General features: G+C 31.9%; 12 protein-coding genes. 11 read left to right on the top strand and 1 reads right to left on the bottom strand.

Features of this window, described 5'->3' with window-relative positions; genetic code table 11:
* Positions 1–92: 92 nt before the first annotated feature.
* The 10 genes from ruvB (at position 93) to QBK95_RS07075 (ending at position 11,444) form a co-directional block, all read left to right on the top strand.
* Positions 93–1,115: a Holliday junction branch migration DNA helicase RuvB gene (ruvB, locus tag QBK95_RS07120; protein ID WP_280932021.1), complete on the top strand. Its 1,023-nt coding sequence runs from the start codon at positions 93–95 to the stop codon at positions 1,113–1,115.
* A gap of 27 nt (positions 1,116–1,142) precedes the next feature.
* A complete protein-coding gene (locus QBK95_RS07115; RefSeq protein ID WP_280932019.1) occupies positions 1,143–2,462 on the top strand; it encodes a cytochrome P450 in 1,320 nt (439 codons plus the stop codon).
* A 29-nt stretch (positions 2,463–2,491) separates the two neighbouring features.
* Positions 2,492–3,013, top strand: coding sequence for a mechanosensitive ion channel domain-containing protein (locus QBK95_RS07110; RefSeq protein ID WP_280932017.1), 522 nt, complete (start codon positions 2,492–2,494; stop codon positions 3,011–3,013).
* Positions 3,014–3,021: 8 nt separating this feature from the next.
* On the top strand, positions 3,022–3,948 hold the full coding sequence (queG, locus tag QBK95_RS07105) for a tRNA epoxyqueuosine(34) reductase QueG (protein ID WP_280932015.1): 927 nt from the start codon (positions 3,022–3,024) through the stop codon (positions 3,946–3,948).
* Between the two features lie 67 nt (positions 3,949–4,015).
* Positions 4,016–5,866 carry a sensor histidine kinase gene (locus tag QBK95_RS07100; RefSeq protein ID WP_280932013.1) on the top strand — a complete coding sequence of 617 codons (1,851 nt, stop codon included), beginning with the start codon at positions 4,016–4,018 and terminating at the stop codon, positions 5,864–5,866.
* Positions 5,859–6,596: a LytR/AlgR family response regulator transcription factor gene (locus QBK95_RS07095; protein ID WP_280932012.1), complete on the top strand. Its 738-nt coding sequence runs from the start codon at positions 5,859–5,861 to the stop codon at positions 6,594–6,596. Before QBK95_RS07100 ends, QBK95_RS07095 begins: the two co-directional genes overlap by 8 nt.
* Positions 6,597–6,711: 115 nt before the next feature.
* Positions 6,712–7,350 carry a hypothetical protein gene (locus tag QBK95_RS07090; RefSeq protein WP_280932011.1) on the top strand — a complete coding sequence of 213 codons (639 nt, stop codon included), beginning with the start codon at positions 6,712–6,714 and terminating at the stop codon, positions 7,348–7,350.
* A gap of 212 nt (positions 7,351–7,562) precedes the next feature.
* Positions 7,563–9,179 carry a vitamin K epoxide reductase family protein gene (locus QBK95_RS07085; protein ID WP_280932009.1) on the top strand — a complete coding sequence of 539 codons (1,617 nt, stop codon included), beginning with the start codon at positions 7,563–7,565 and terminating at the stop codon, positions 9,177–9,179.
* Positions 9,180–9,264: 85 nt separating this feature from the next.
* Positions 9,265–9,444 carry a hypothetical protein gene (locus QBK95_RS07080; RefSeq protein ID WP_280932008.1) on the top strand — a complete coding sequence of 60 codons (180 nt, stop codon included), beginning with the start codon at positions 9,265–9,267 and terminating at the stop codon, positions 9,442–9,444.
* Positions 9,445–9,725: 281 nt separating this feature from the next.
* Positions 9,726–11,444, top strand: coding sequence for a sodium:solute symporter (locus tag QBK95_RS07075; protein ID WP_280932006.1), 1,719 nt, complete (start codon positions 9,726–9,728; stop codon positions 11,442–11,444).
* A 7-nt stretch (positions 11,445–11,451) separates the two neighbouring features.
* Here the strand turns inward: QBK95_RS07075 and QBK95_RS07070 are convergent, their stop codons facing one another.
* On the bottom strand, positions 11,452–12,471 hold the full coding sequence (locus tag QBK95_RS07070) for a LacI family DNA-binding transcriptional regulator (RefSeq protein WP_280932004.1): 1,020 nt from the start codon (positions 12,469–12,471) through the stop codon (positions 11,452–11,454).
* 360 nt (positions 12,472–12,831) lie between these two features.
* Between QBK95_RS07070 and QBK95_RS07065 the strand changes: the two genes are divergently transcribed.
* Complete coding sequence (locus QBK95_RS07065; protein ID WP_280932002.1) at positions 12,832–15,462, top strand: TonB-dependent receptor; 2,631 nt, start codon at positions 12,832–12,834, stop codon at positions 15,460–15,462.
* Positions 15,463–15,626 lie beyond the last annotated feature (164 nt).

The raw sequence follows: 15,626 nt of genomic DNA, 5'->3' as shown, positions 1-15,626 counted from the left end.
TGAAAAGGCTTTTTCTTTTTCTAGTATATTTGTTATTGATCCATCTAATATAGTATTCAAGTAATAGCAATTACTAAAATTTATTTCCTATAATGAACGAAAACCTTAATCCATCAAGTGAAAATTATTCTAATGAGGATCTGGATATTGAAAAAGCATTAAGGCCTCTGGCGTTTGAGGATTTTGCTGGACAGGATCAAGTACTTGAAAATCTAAAGATTTTTGTTCAAGCTGCAAATTTAAGAGATGAAGCATTGGATCATACACTGTTTCATGGACCTCCAGGATTAGGAAAAACTACTTTGGCACATATTCTAGCTAATGAATTAGGGGTTGGAATCAAGGTTACTTCAGGGCCAGTGCTAGATAAGCCAGGTGATTTAGCGGGATTATTAACCAATCTGGATGATAGAGATGTATTGTTTATTGACGAGATTCATAGGCTGAGTCCAATTGTAGAAGAATATCTATATTCTGCTATGGAAGACTACAAGATCGATATTATGATCGAAAGCGGGCCTAACGCACGAACGGTTCAGATTAACTTAAATCCTTTTACCTTAGTTGGAGCCACAACAAGATCAGGATTACTTACAGCTCCAATGAGAGCTCGTTTTGGGATTCAATCTAGATTACAATATTATACTACAGAACTATTGGCTACTATTGTAGAAAGAAGTGCCCATATATTAAATGTTCCGATTTCTATGGAAGCCGCTATAGAAATTGCAGGACGAAGTAGAGGAACTCCTAGAATAGCTAATGCTTTGTTACGTAGAGTGCGAGATTTTGCTCAAATTAAGGGGAATGGTAATATTGATATAGAGATTTCTAAATTCGCTCTTAAAGCCCTTAATGTAGATGCTCACGGACTTGATGAGATGGATAATAAGATTCTAACCACTATGATAGACAAATTCAAAGGAGGACCTGTTGGATTGACTACTATCGCAACTGCTGTTAGTGAGAGTGCCGAGACTATAGAAGAAGTGTATGAACCTTTTTTGATTCAGCAAGGTTTTATCATGCGAACGCCAAGAGGAAGAGAGGTTACAGAAGCTGCATATAAACATTTGGGAAGAGTAAAAGGAGGGATTCAAGGTGGATTGTTTTAAATTGGATTTTAAGTAAATAAATAAAATATGACAATCCCTAAGGTTTCTTTTTTCAAGGTGCTTAAAAATGCAAAACGCATTCTTCGTAACCCATTACCGTTTCATCATGAAAATTTTGAGAAACATGGAGATGTTTTTGAAGTGAACTTGGGATTCGGGAAATCAGCTGTTTTTACAAGAAATGCTGGTTTTGCCAAACATATGCTTCAAAATCAACATCGTAAATATCATAAGTCACCACTCCAGACAAAAGACTTAGGGAAATATATTGGAAACGGTTTGTTAACTTCTAACGGAGAACATTGGTTACGTCAGAGAAGATTAATACAACCTGCTTTTTATAAGAAAAAACTGGATGTAATTGCTTCTACTATAAAAGATACTATTAAAGAAGAATTATCAAGAATAGAACCTGGTAAAACTATTGATATTTACCCTTTAATGAATGATTTGGCCTTTAAGGTTGTAGCTAAATCGTTGTTTAGTTATACGGATACAGGTAAAACAATTGCCAGACTTCAATATATTACAGAAGCTGCACAAGAGTCTTTAATTCGTGAAATAAGACAACCATATAAACTATGGTGGTTTCGTTTAACAGGGCAAATTAAGAAGACTATAAAGTTAACTGATGAAGCTCGAGATATTTTGAATTCGATTATCGAAAAACGAAGGAATTCAAATGAGACTTATGATGATCTGTTAGATATGTTGTTAGCATCAAGATATGAAGATGGCAGTGCGATGAGTAATGATCAATTAATAGATGAGATTCTTATTTTATTTGTGGCAGGACATGAAACTACTTCTAACGCACTGTGTTTTTCACTAATGCTGTTAGCAAAACATCCTGAAATTCAGGAAAAGGTATATAAGGAAGTTTTGGAGTCTTATGAAGATGAATTATCATTGATGGAACAATTTGCTAAAAGCAAATACACTACACAATGTATTGAAGAGGCTATGCGTTTGTATCCTCCTGCCTATTTTTCAGATCGTATTGCTATAGAAGATGACGAATATAATGGGATATGTTTACCTAAAGGAACTACAGTTTTGATATCATTTTTTGAGATACATAGGCATCAGGATTTTTGGAAAGAACCTTCAGTGTTTAATCCAGACAGATTTCATTCAGATAATAAGAAAGCATACTCGGATTGGTATTTTCCTTTTGGAGCTGGACCAAGAATGTGTGTAGGGAGTAATTTTGCGATGTATGAAATGATATATACAGTAAGTGAGTTAGTTAAGAAATACAATATAACTTCTTCATCTCCGATAGCGATAAAGCCTTTGATTACATTAAAACCTGTGGATGCAGTTGTTAAGTTTGTATTGCGATAGGTTATGGGGTTGTTTAAAATGTTTAAAATATGATTATATATAAAAATGAGATCTTAGTAACTGTTATTGTCTTTGTGATTTTGTTTTTTGTGTTACTTATAACAAAACTAGGGATTAGAAAATTTTCGGTTTTAAGATCAATAAACCCAAATAGAAGAAAGTTAATACTAAATTTATCATTTTTACTTCAGTACCTTTTAGCAGGAATAATTTTGATGATTATTTGGGGTATAGATTTAAAAGAGTTTAGTGTTTTTATTTCTTCTGTATTAGCAGTCATTGGAATTGCTTTTTTTGCACAATGGTCTATATTGTCTAATCTCACTGCAAGTATTATTTTGTTTTTTAGTCATCCTGTTAGAATCGGAGATAGAATTAGGGTTTTAGATAAAGATTTTGATTGGACAGGAAAAGTAATTGATATTACAGGTTTCTATGTCTTTATGACTACTGATCAAGGTGAAAATATAACCTTACCTACTTCTTTGGTTATTCAAAAAGGAATCCAGATTATGAATGAATTTCCAAAAGAAGAAATGAATAATCATTAGATATTAAATTGAATTCGAAAACTAAACATACCCAATTGATTAAAACTGAGGCTAAACGACTCGGTTTTCTGTCTTGTGGTATAAGTAAAGCCGAATTTTTAGAGCAAGAAGCTCCTCGTTTAGAAAAATGGTTAGAACAAAATATGCATGGCCAGATGTCATATATGGAAAATCATTTTGATAAACGCTTGGACCCAACACTTTTAGTTGAAGGGTCTAAAAGTGTAATCTCATTGCTTCTGAATTATTTTCCTTCAGAGGAGCAGGCGGATCCAGAAGCGCCCAAAATATCCAAATACGCATATGGTAAGGATTATCATCATGTGATTAAAGATAAATTAAGAAAACTTCAGGAGTTTATAACCGAACAGATCGGAGAGGTTCATGGTCGAGCTTTTGTGGATTCAGCACCAGTTTTGGATAAAGCTTGGGCCGCAAAAAGTGGATTGGGATGGATTGGTAAAAATAGTAACCTGCTTACTCAAAAAGTAGGATCTTATTATTTTATAGCAGAGCTGATAGTAGATTTGGATTTAGAATATGATACACCTGTTACGGATCATTGTGGTACTTGTACCGCCTGTATTGATGCTTGTCCTACACAAGCTATTGTAGATCCTTATGTAGTAGATGGTAGTAAGTGTATTTCTTATTTTACGATAGAACTTAAAGAAGAGATACCGTTAGATGTAAAAGGAAAATTCGATAATTGGATGTTTGGATGTGATGTGTGTCAGGATGTATGTCCTTGGAATCGATTTTCTAAACCACATAACGAACCACTTTTTAACCCAAATCCTGAATTGTTAGAAATGACTAAAAAAGATTGGGAAGAAATTACTCAAGAAGTGTTTTCTAAAGTATTCCAGAAATCTGCTGTAAAACGAACTAAGTTTTCAGGGTTACAACGCAACATCCAGTTTTTAAAAGAGTAATCCCTGTTTTTGAGGAAAAAAACATATTTTAGTACGTTTTAAATTGACTTTTTTCCACAAGAAATATATGCAAAAACCTTATCTAATATTTTTAACTGTAATTACAGTATTGTTTTTTGCGTGTAATAAAAAAAGCGCTAAAAGTGATTTATTATATAACATTGAAAATGTTAACGATCTACATTCGTTAGCAAAAAATACAGTAAATGATTCTACTTTAGTTTATATAGCTGCTGCTCGATACATTATTGATAGAGATAAAAATTTACCAGATACACTCCTAATTGAAAACCTGTTTAGAAAGGGATACTACTATAAGCAGATAGGATCAGTAGATTCTGCTATGTACTATTTTCATAAGACCATTGATTTGATAAAAGGGCCAAATGATAGAAAAAGAAATCTCGTGTATTTTCGAAATACTTGGGAGACCGATGAAGACAATAACAATTTGGCCAATGGTATCAGTGCTGCGCAAAAACTCATTGAGATTTCTAATAACAAGGACAATAGTAGAGACTTGGTATATGCGTATAATTTTCTGGAACGGGTATATATTAATTTGAAGAATTTTGAAAAATCTTTATACTATAATTCAAAAACCTTAGAAACAGCCAAACAATCTTCGAATGTTGATATGTATGTAGTTACAGCAAATTCAAAAGCAGAAACACTATATCTTCGTTTAAGAAAAAAAAAGGAAGCTTTTGAGTTGTTAGATAGTTTAAATACTGTGCAATGTGGTAAAGATGCTAAAAGGCAGTTATATAGGACGTATGGAAAATTAAATTATTATGAGAGGAACTATAAAAAAACCGCAAAGTATTTTAAGGATGTTTTAAAACTTTCTAAAGAAATTCCATTATACCAGAACTTTAATGTATTAGAATCTTATAATAACTTAACTGATTTATATCTTGAAATTGAAGAATATGAGATTGCAGAAAAATATTTAGATTCCACAAAAGCAATAATTCTTCCCAATTCATTCCCAGCATATGTGACTAAGTATAATGAGTATCGTTTTATATTAAATTATAGAACAAGAGATAGGGAAGAAGAACTTCTTAATGAATATAGGAGCTTAATAGAAGAAAATAATAGAGAACATCAAAAAAAGATAGATGAAGAACTTTTTGCATTAAAATCAGCTAATGAAAAAGAAAAACTTGCCATAGTAGCTAAGAATGAATCAGAGCTCAAAAACTTAAAATTAATAGTCTTACTGGGTTTTTCGGGCTTATTGATGCTGGTTGGATATTTGTTTTATAGACAAAGACGTTATAAATTTCAAAAACAGGAAATACAAATGCAACAACGCCTGTTAAGGGCTCAAATGAATCCGCATTTTACATTCAATATACTGTCGGTTATTCAAAATCAAATAGAAGAAAGTCAAGAAAGTGCTGTGAATTACTTACTGAGGTTTTCGAGATTGTTGAGATTAATTTTAGAAAATTCTATACATAACTATGTACAGATAGAAAATGAATTAGAACTATTACGCAAATATATGGATCTGCAATTGTTGCGTTTTCCTAATAAATTTGATTATAACATTATCTTAGAAAATTTTGAAGAAGAAGATCTATTGTTTATTCCACCGATGTTGATTCAGCCTTTTGTGGAGAACAGTATAGAACACGGTTTTTTAGGAATACCGTATAGAGGACTAATAAATATTACTTTGCGATTACAAAATAAATGCATTCATTGTACTATTGAGGATAATGGAGTAGGTCTAAAAACCTCAAATAAAGAGTATAAAAATTCTGTGTCCATGAAATTAATTTCTAAATTCACTTACAAAGCCACAAAACATAAGATTAGTATTCTGGATAAAAAAGATAATGATGCAAGTAAATCAGGTGTATTGGTTGAGTTTTTAATCCCTTATAAATTTTCGGAAGATGATTAAAGCAATAGTAGTAGATGATGAAGTCTATATCAGAGATAATGTAAAAGCAAAACTAACACAATACTTTAGTGAAGATATTGAGGTGGTAGGTGAAGCCGAAAGTGTGGAAGCATCTATAAAAATAATAGAAGAAAAGAAACCCGATTTACTTTTTTTGGATATTCATTTAACAGACGGAACAAGCTTTGATTTGCTAGCCAAAATAAAAGATAAAAATTTTGACATCATATTTGTGACCGCATTTGATGAGCATGCTCTAAAAGCAATTAAAGTTGGTGCTTTAGATTATATTTTGAAACCCATAGAAAACTCAGAATTTAAAGAGGCGGTTATAAAGGCTATTGAAAATTCGAAAAAAGAACATGATCTAGAAAAGTTGGTGGAAATATCTAGTGAGTATTTTCAGGGTGCACAAAAGAAACGTATTATTTTAAAAACATTGGAAAATGTATACGTGGTATATGAAGATGATATTTTGTACTGCAAATCAGAAGGGAATTACACTACTTTTTATACAAAAAAAGACAAAAATATAGTAGTCTCAAAACCAATCAAGAAAGTGATTGAGTTATTGTCTGAAGATATTTTTATACGGTGTCATCAATCCTATCTTGTAAATAAGACACATGTGTCACGTTATAATAAGCAAGGTGTTTTGATCATTGACCCAGATATAAAAGTTCCTGTATCTAGCAGGCGTAAGGATTATGTAATCGAGAAAATATTCTGAATAACGAATATGAAATTGATTATGGCTAAAATGAATTAGTTTGTTTCAAATATGAAATAGCCATTCTAAAAATATATTATTTGTTAAATTTAAAAAATCGGAAATATTTAATATCATGAAATCATTCATTAGATTTTTACTACTGCTCTTGTTTGTTAATTTTTACTCTTGTGATAAAGAAGAATTTGTTACTCCAGATTCTATTGAAAATCAAAATACTTTTAAAGTAAATAAAACTACACTTGATACTTACTCTGAAGAAACAGAAGAAGAAAGTCTTGAAAATATAATGCAGTGGGTGTCTTATCTTACAGCTCAAGCTTTGGTAAGGAATGAATCAGCTGAAAGTTTTTTTGTGAATACATTAGTAAATGGATCTGTAGAAAATACAATAACCTTGGAAAGTTTATTAGATAACGATAATGTTTTTAGAGATGCATTCTTAGAGGAGTTTTATTATTATCATATTGGATCTGTTTGTAGAGACATAACACCTTCTGGTGGTCCGAGACCTACTGACGGGGCAGGTTCAGGTACTATAGGGTTTTTGTATACACATATGTTACTAAATGATTATGATTTTGAATTTTATCTCCCTAATGGATATAATCAAAGTTTGGATAACGTTAAATCGTCTGCACGAGTGGATCGTATGTTAGGAGATTTACAAGGGTATAATCATTTCGATCGATGTAAAGTAGAAGAAATAACCATTAATTCGAATGACCGAGGTAATATCCTTATTTTAAAATAGTTACAGAGATAAGTAACCCCTTTTTTAAATTGCATAAATAAAAAGAGATTGTCCTTTTAAGGCAATCTCTTTTTGCTTTATCATCACTTTTATGGTATTACGAATTTGAAATAATTCTGCACACTTATGAAATTGCTATTGTAAACTTTTTTGATTACCTCCAATTTTAACCAAGTAATAAGATAAACGTAGTCTTATAAAGGTTAACAGTCATGAAAGAACAATTGCATACGATCCTCAAAAAATTAATCATAAAGAATAATATTCGTATACATAAAGAAGAATTACAACTTCAATTATCAAGTCACCCTTCTTATCCTAGTTTACACGCACTTACTGGTGTATTAGATCATTTTAATATTCCAAATTTAGCTTTACGAGTATCTGTAAATCCCGAAATACTTAGAAACCTACCTACTTGTTTTATTGCTAATATGACATTGGATGCTGCTGAAGAGTTGGTTCTCGTACAAAAGAGAAATGGAAAAATTAAGATTACTACCACGGCAAATAATGTAGAATTAATTGAAGAAAAAGATTTTTTATCTCGATGGAATGGAGTCATACTGGCAATAGAAAAAAACGAAAATATTAAAGAAACCAAAACAAGTATCTATGCTACTGCGACCATAAATAGGATATTAGTGGTTCTTGTTGGGATATGTGTTGGGTATTTTTTGATCATGCAACCCAATTTTTTCGCACAGACTCATTTTGTGCTTAGTGCCATGGGTTTAATAATAAGTGTATTTATTGTTAAGCATGAGTTAGGATTGCAATCTAGTGCTGCAAATCAGTTTTGTAATCTCTCAGAAAATACAAATTGTGATACAGTCTTAAACTCAAAAGGAGCTACTATATTCAAACTTTTTAAGCTAAGTGATGCGAGTATAGTAACATTTGCGACCTATTGTTTATCCTGGATGTTATTCTTTATTAGTGAAGCAAATGGATTGGAGATATTATCAATAGTTACATTAATGGCGTTTCCTTTTGTAGTGTATTCGGTATACTATCAATATCAGGTCATAAAAAAATGGTGTCCTTTATGTCTTGGTATTGCCATTGTTCTAGTGTTTCAGTTTATGGTGGTTGCAGCGGATAATTTTTCTAGTATTACTTTGATTTTTGATTCACAAGAGGTGCTTATACTTGTATTGAGTCTGACTTCTGTAATTGGTGCTTGGAACCTTTTAAAACCTTTGATAGAAAAAAAGGAATCCTTGCAAAAAACAGAAATAACTCATTATACATTCAAACGTAAGTTTTCACTGTTTAAAGCTCTTTATGATGAAAGCGAGAATCTTTCAGAAGTTAATCATTTTTCTAAAGAGTTGGTGTTTGGTAATAAAAACGCTGATGTAGAATTAGTAATGGTTACAAGTCCTTTATGTTTTTTTTGTAAAAAGGCACATAGCGATATCGAATATTTACTTGATAAGTTAAGAAATAACATAAAGGTAGTGATACGATTCAACGTTAATACATCTAACCAAGATAGCTTGTTATATCAGATAGTTGCAAGTTTACTAGAGATCTATAACACAGAAGGAGAAAGTAATACCTTAAAAGCATTGAGAGAAGTATATACCGAAAATGTTGATCTTCAAAAATGGTTAGATAAACAAACCAATAAAACATCAAATTCTTTTGATGATCTATTGAATGATCAACACCAATGGTGTAAAATAAATGCAATTAATTTCACACCAGCATTATACCTAAATAATAGACTATTTCCACAAGAATATGATCGAACAGATCTTATATACTTCATTGATGATTTTATAACATCTCAACATACACAAAGTGTTGCTTTGGTATCGTAATAATAATATTCTTATAACAATATCAGACGTATCGGTGAACGTCTTTAAAAGGTCACTATAATTTTAATTTCTAAACTTTTTTAAGATGAAAAATTTATTAAATCTAAAAGGAGCTCAAAAACTAAACAAGTTAGAGCAACAATCGATTAAAGGAGGAGTGTTTTCAGCACAGCCTTTTTGTTGTGAATGGTGCCGAGATGGTACATGTAATGGGTGGGTAGAGAATATTAATACACCATGTCCTTTTGCGAATACGTGTAACTAAATAAAAATAATTTTTTTGAATATAATATCCAGGAGTAGTGATGCTTCTGGATATTTTGGTTTATAGGTGTAACGGATAATGATTTGATTAGACAGAATTTTTATGAATTTCATAATACAAACGTTTGCACAAATCATATTAGTGATTTACATCTGTGAAATCACATTAATTTTAGGATAATCTTGTATATTCATAAGGTTTTTGGTTAAAAAACTAAATAATTTTTGGTTCAAAAGTTATAAAAGGCTTAAAAAGGATATAAAGTAGTAAACATTTCACACATGAATGAATTATCTTATATAGACATCACGGTAATTGTAGTATATCTCATAGGAATCATTATCTATGGAATTTCAAAATCAAAAAGAGGAAGCTCAGAAGATTATTTTTTAGGAGGTAGAACCATGACTTGGCCTATTGTTGGTATTGCATTGTTTTCTGCTAATATTTCTAGTTCTACCTTGGTAGGATTAGCTTCAGATGCATATCAAACCAATATCAATGTGTATAATTATGAATGGTTTGCGGTAGTGGTCTTGATTTTCTTTGCTATTTTCTTTCTTCCATTTTATTTACGATCAGGTGTATATACAATGCCCGAGTTTTTGGAAAGACGATACGATAAACGATCACGATATTATTTTTCGTTTATTACTGTAGTTGGTAATATTTTAGTGGATACCGCAGCAGGATTATATGTTGGTAAGATCGTGCTAACATTGTTGTTTCCTTCTATGGATTCTACACTTATTTTAGTAATATTAGCAGTTGCAGCCGCAGCTTATACAATTCCAGGAGGGTTAAATTCTGTAATCCAAACCGAAGTAATTCAGGCAATTTTATTGATAGTAGGATCTTGTTTACTTACGTATTTCGCTTTTGAACAATTAGGAGGAGGATGGTCAGGTATGATGGCTAAACTAGACACTATGTTATCAGCTGGAGAAGTAAACTTTGGAGATCGCTTAGCAGAAGGAAAATATATACCTGCTAATTCAGATGAAGTATTTAGTTTGGTAAGACCAGATAATGATGAATTTATGCCTTGGTGGGGATTATTGACAGGAGTACCACTACTTGGGTTTTATTTTTGGGCTAATAATCAGTTTATGGTACAACGTGTTTTGGGAGCTAAAGACCTCAATCACGGGCGTTGGGGAGCATTGTTTGCAGGACTACTTAAGTTGCCTGTGATTTTTATTATGGTAGTTCCTGGAGTACTGGCTTTATTGTTGTTTAGTACACTGGATATTACAAGTCTTAATTATGCACTCACAGATGGATCCATATGTGATAACCTTGCAGATTGCCCTAATCTAACATATCCAGTATTGTTATTTCAATTATTACCAGTAGGAGTATTAGGATTAGTAGTTGCAGGCTTAATGGCTGCAATGATGTCGTCTGTTTCTGCAACATTTAATTCTGCATCTACCTTAGTGACTATGGATTTTGTAAAACAGCTAAAACCAGAACTTACAAGTAAACAATTAGTGAGAGTAGGTCAAATTACTACCGTTATTCTAGTTGTATTAGCTATTTCGTGGGTTCCTTTTATAGAAAGTGTAAGTGACTCTTTATGGACGTATTTGCAATTAGTAATTGCATATACATGTCCTCCAGCTGTTTCTACTTTTATTCTTGGGTTGTTTTGGAAACGAGCAAATGGAAATGGATCCATTGTAAGTTTATTGTTGGGGTTCTCTCTAGCGATTTTCATGATTCTTTCTCAAACTTTTGATTGGATCCCTGAAGTAAATGAGTTACATTTCTTAGCAAAAGCTACTTGGTTATTTGTTATCTGTATAATTATTCATGCGGCAGTAAGTTTAACAACAGAACCACAATCAGAAGAACAAATAAAAGAATATACCTATAAAAGAAAAATGTTTAGTGAAGAGTCTAAAGAACTTATAGGATTGCCTTGGTATAAAAATTATAGAATACTATCTGTAATCTTATTGGTAGTTACTTCTATTGTAGTTGGTTTTTTCTGGTAATAGATTCTTAACTTGATTCTCGTTTAATAAGATTAGTAGGAAGAATAACCTCTCGATATTCGATGACTCTATTATCCTGATAACACTCTATTTCTTGTAGTAAAATTTCGGTTGCTTTACTTCCAATCTTGAAAGCAGGTTGATTAATTGTTGTTAATGTAGGAGAGACAACTGACGACATGAACCAGTTGCTGAAACCAACTACAGCAATATCATCGGGGATTTTTACAGATATTTCGTTAAAGTATTTAATGATACCAATAGCAACAAGATCAGTAATTGCAAAAATTGCATCTATATCTAAATGTTCCTTGAGAAGCTTTTTTGCATTATTATAACCATCATCAAAATCAGTGTTGTTATCACATATATATACTAAAGAGGGATCGTAAGAAATGCCATTTGCTATTAAAGCATCTTTGTATCCTTCAAAACGATCATTCGATATTTTTGGATTTAAATCTCCCCTAAAATGAGCAATTTTTTGATGTCCTTTTTGTATAAGATGAGAGACAGCGTCAAAAGCCGCTTTTCTATCATCAATCCTTACTTTAGAACATTTGATGCTAGGTTCTATTTTATCAAAAAGTACTAAGGGAATTGCTCTGCTAATTATTTTTTTTAGATGTACAAACTCATTGGTTTTATTTGATAGAGACATTAAAATTCCATCAACACGTTTGTCAATCAGTAGGTTAACATGAAGTTTTTCTAAAGATAATTTTTCGTTAGATTGTAATATAATGACTAGATAACCTTTTTTTTCAGCCTCGGCAATAATTCCATCAATCACATTAGAAAAAAAATGATGAACCGTAGTAGGGATGATTACGCCAATGGTTCGTGTTTGTTTAGTTCTAAGATTAACGGCTAATTGATTTGGAGTGTAATTCAGTTTATGTGCCATATGAATTACCTTCTTTTTAGTTTCTTTATTTACATCTGGATAATCCTTAAGCGCCTTAGAAACCGTAGCAACCGAAATTCCAAGTTTTGTAGCAATATCTTTAAGTGTGGTAACCTCCATTCATACAACTTTTCATTTCTAAGATACAATTATTAGGCAAGAACTACCAGTTAAGATGCAATTCTTAATTGATTAGAAATATCAAAGAATTAAAACTATAACATTCCAATACTTTGAATAAATGATCTATTGTTGACTGTATAGTGATATCTCAAAACTTCAATAAATACAGTATGAAAGAAGGTGTATTCTGTTAAATACTAATATTAGTTGAAGGAGTATAAATTGTAAAAGAAAAAGATAAATCGAAAACGATTTCGATTTTTTCGAAAACGATTTCGAGGCATTTTCAAACACATTTGTTGATTGTTGGTTGACAACCAATTAGGAAATTGCTGAAGAATTAAATAACAAAATACAATGAAACAATTACTAATTATTTTTACCGTATTTCTTTTTTTTGGGATATCAGCAACCAATGCACAGGAAAAAGTAAATATCTCAGGAACTATTACAGATGAAAGAGGAGTGCCCGTTATTGGAGTAAACATTTTTCTTGAAGGCACAACAAAAGGAGCTACTTCTGATTTTGATGGACAATATGTTATTAGCAAACTTGACAGTAATGTAAATTACGTACTGGTAATTTCTTCTGTAGGTTTTAAGACAATCCGAGAAGAAATTATTCTAACAAATGATCTTCAGAAAGATATAGTTTTAAAAGAGGATTTATTATCACTTGATGAAATTGTTGTGACGGGTTCATCTAATCCAAAATCAAAACTAGAATCGAGTGTTGCGATTACTACAATTGGCTATAGAGATATTGAAAAAATAGCTCCTCAAACTTCGGCAGATTTGTTACAATCAATTCCAGGGTTTGTGGTAGAATCATCAGGTGGAGAAGTGGGGAATAATTTGTTCGCCAGAGGAATACCTGCGGCAGGAGCATATGAGTTTGTACAAATACAAGAAGATGGATTACCAGTTTTTGAAGATGGAGCATTGCAATTTGGGAATGTGGATAATTGGTATAGAATAGATGAAAACATTAAACGGATGGAAGCTGTAAGAGGTGGATCGGCTTCTGTTTTTGCTACCAATGCACCTGGAGGAATTATAAATTTTATTTCTAAAACTGGTCAGAATGAACTAAGAGGACGTGCAAAAATGACAGTTGGAGATTATGGACTGTTTAGAACAGATTTAAACATTGGAGGTTCTATAGTAGAAGACAAGTTGTTTTTCAATATTGGCGGTTTTTATCGAGTAGATGATGGAATTCGAGATCCTGGTTTTGAAGCAAACAAAGGAGGGCAAATGAAATTAAATTTAACATATAAGTTTGAAAAAGGGTATGCTAGAATACATTATAAAAAACTCAATGATCGTAATATTTTCTTATTACCGATTCCACTTCGAGGAGATAGTGATGGAAATCCAGAAGAGTTCACAGGATTTGATGCTAATTATGGAACTTTAACATCAAGAAACTTCAGTAGATTAAGAGTTCCGCAAGTAGGAGGAGGTTTTTTTGAAAGAGACCTTGAGGATGGAGTAAATCCAAATGTTGATGCTATTGGAGGAGAATTTAAATATAGAATTACAGAATTTTTGACATTAAAAAACAGCTTCAGGAATACGGATATTGATCTTAATTATAATGCTATTTTTAGTACAGGAGGACCCAATACTCAGGCTGATTTTGCCACACAAACAACTCAATTTCCACTAGATGATGCAGCTAATGCAGAATACACATACGTTGATAACGGTGAATTGCTAAACCCTAATTCTTTGGTGATGAGAGCAGATCATTGGGCGATTGACAAGGATATGTCAAATTTCGCAAACAATCTCACCTTTGCATTTGATTTCGAAAAGATAAATATCACATTAGGCTATTATTATTCTAATTGGAAATCTAATCAATATTGGAATTGGAGTAACTATCTTGTAGATGTGTCTGATAACCCTAGGCTTGTTAATTTAATAGATACCAATACAGGAATATCTAGAACCTATAATGGAATAGAACGAATTACCTGGTTAGAGAGAGATGCACAAACCAAAGGAAAACTAAATGCTTTGTACCTAGATGCAGAAGTTGATTTAACCGAAAAATTGACTGCCAATTTTGGATTGAGACACGATAACGATAAGTATGCTGGATATAGAGATAATGCGCGCTTCTTTTCTACAGATTTAGGTTTGTTAGATAATAATACTGCAGATGATGCTATCACAGTTGTAGATGGTAATCCATATACATACTGGAATTATGATGTAAAAGAATTGTCTTATACGACAGCATTGAACTACAAGTTTAATGATAGAATGGCAATGTATGCAAGATATAGTCATGGCTTTAGAACTCCAATTGAAGAATCTTACTATAATAATGCCGCGGATCTTAGCGGTTTAGAAATTACAGAAATAGACCAAACAGAATTAGGGTTTAAGTATTCTAATTCTAACATCGGAGTATACGCTAATTTATTTTATATGAGCATGGATAATATTGCATTTGCCGATATTTTAGCCGATGGAAGTTCAGAGAATAGATTTGCAGATATCAACAATTTAGGGTTGGAGATAGAAGCAAATGCAAGATTTGGAATATTCTCCTTAGCAGCAACCACTACAATTCAAAACCCAAAATATAATAATTATACAGGCTCTAATGCCGATGGTACTTCTTTTGATTTTGATGGTAACACAGCCAGAAGGATACCAAAGTTCTATTTTACACTGAGACCACAAATAGAGATTGTTAAGAATTTAGAGTTGTATACACAATGGTCTTATTTTGGCAAGAAATTTCAGAATGAGTCAAATACAGTAGAATTACCAGCATTTAATGTGTTTAATGCAGGATTATCATACAAATATGATAACCTAAGATTTGCCTTAGATGGTACTAATTTATTCAATGAAATAGGATTAACAGAAGGTAATCCGAGAGGTACTACAAGTGCTAATGATGATGTGTTTTTAGCAAGACCAATTCTGGGAAGAGCATTCAGGCTATCTGTAGCCTTGGATTTTTAATGATGTTTTTTTGTTTGTTTTCATATTAGTTTTTGGCTGCTACATTCTGAGCATGTAGCAGCCTTTATGATCCAGCATGTTCAAAATAGACCAAACATATGTCAAAACTTGTTACAATATATTTTACTAACTTATGCTGTTTACATAAGATAGGATACAGAATT

It is taken from the genome of Aquimarina mycalae, from assembly GCF_029906345.1.
Classification (GTDB): Bacteria; Bacteroidota; Bacteroidia; order Flavobacteriales; family Flavobacteriaceae; genus Aquimarina.
Note: the sequence above shows the minus strand (reverse complement) of the source record. Positions and strands in the feature narration are given on the sequence as shown.

Excerpts from the sequence above, each read along its gene's own strand:
- QBK95_RS07090 (WP_280932011.1), top strand. The coding sequence starts at position 6,712 with ATGAAATCATTCATTAGATTTTTACTACTGCTCTTGTTTGTTAATTTT.
- QBK95_RS07095 (WP_280932012.1), top strand. The coding sequence starts at position 5,859 with ATGATTAAAGCAATAGTAGTAGATGATGAAGTCTATATCAGAGATAAT.
- QBK95_RS07080 (WP_280932008.1), top strand. The coding sequence starts at position 9,265 with ATGAAAAATTTATTAAATCTAAAAGGAGCTCAAAAACTAAACAAGTTA.
- QBK95_RS07070 (WP_280932004.1), bottom strand. The coding sequence starts at position 12,471 with ATGGAGGTTACCACACTTAAAGATATTGCTACAAAACTTGGAATTTCG.
- QBK95_RS07085 (WP_280932009.1), top strand. The coding sequence starts at position 7,563 with ATGAAAGAACAATTGCATACGATCCTCAAAAAATTAATCATAAAGAAT.
- ruvB (WP_280932021.1), top strand. The coding sequence starts at position 93 with ATGAACGAAAACCTTAATCCATCAAGTGAAAATTATTCTAATGAGGAT.
- QBK95_RS07100 (WP_280932013.1), top strand. The coding sequence starts at position 4,016 with ATGCAAAAACCTTATCTAATATTTTTAACTGTAATTACAGTATTGTTT.
- QBK95_RS07075 (WP_280932006.1), top strand. The coding sequence starts at position 9,726 with ATGAATGAATTATCTTATATAGACATCACGGTAATTGTAGTATATCTC.
- QBK95_RS07115 (WP_280932019.1), top strand. The coding sequence starts at position 1,143 with ATGACAATCCCTAAGGTTTCTTTTTTCAAGGTGCTTAAAAATGCAAAA.
- QBK95_RS07065 (WP_280932002.1), top strand. The coding sequence starts at position 12,832 with ATGAAACAATTACTAATTATTTTTACCGTATTTCTTTTTTTTGGGATA.
- QBK95_RS07110 (WP_280932017.1), top strand. The coding sequence starts at position 2,492 with ATGATTATATATAAAAATGAGATCTTAGTAACTGTTATTGTCTTTGTG.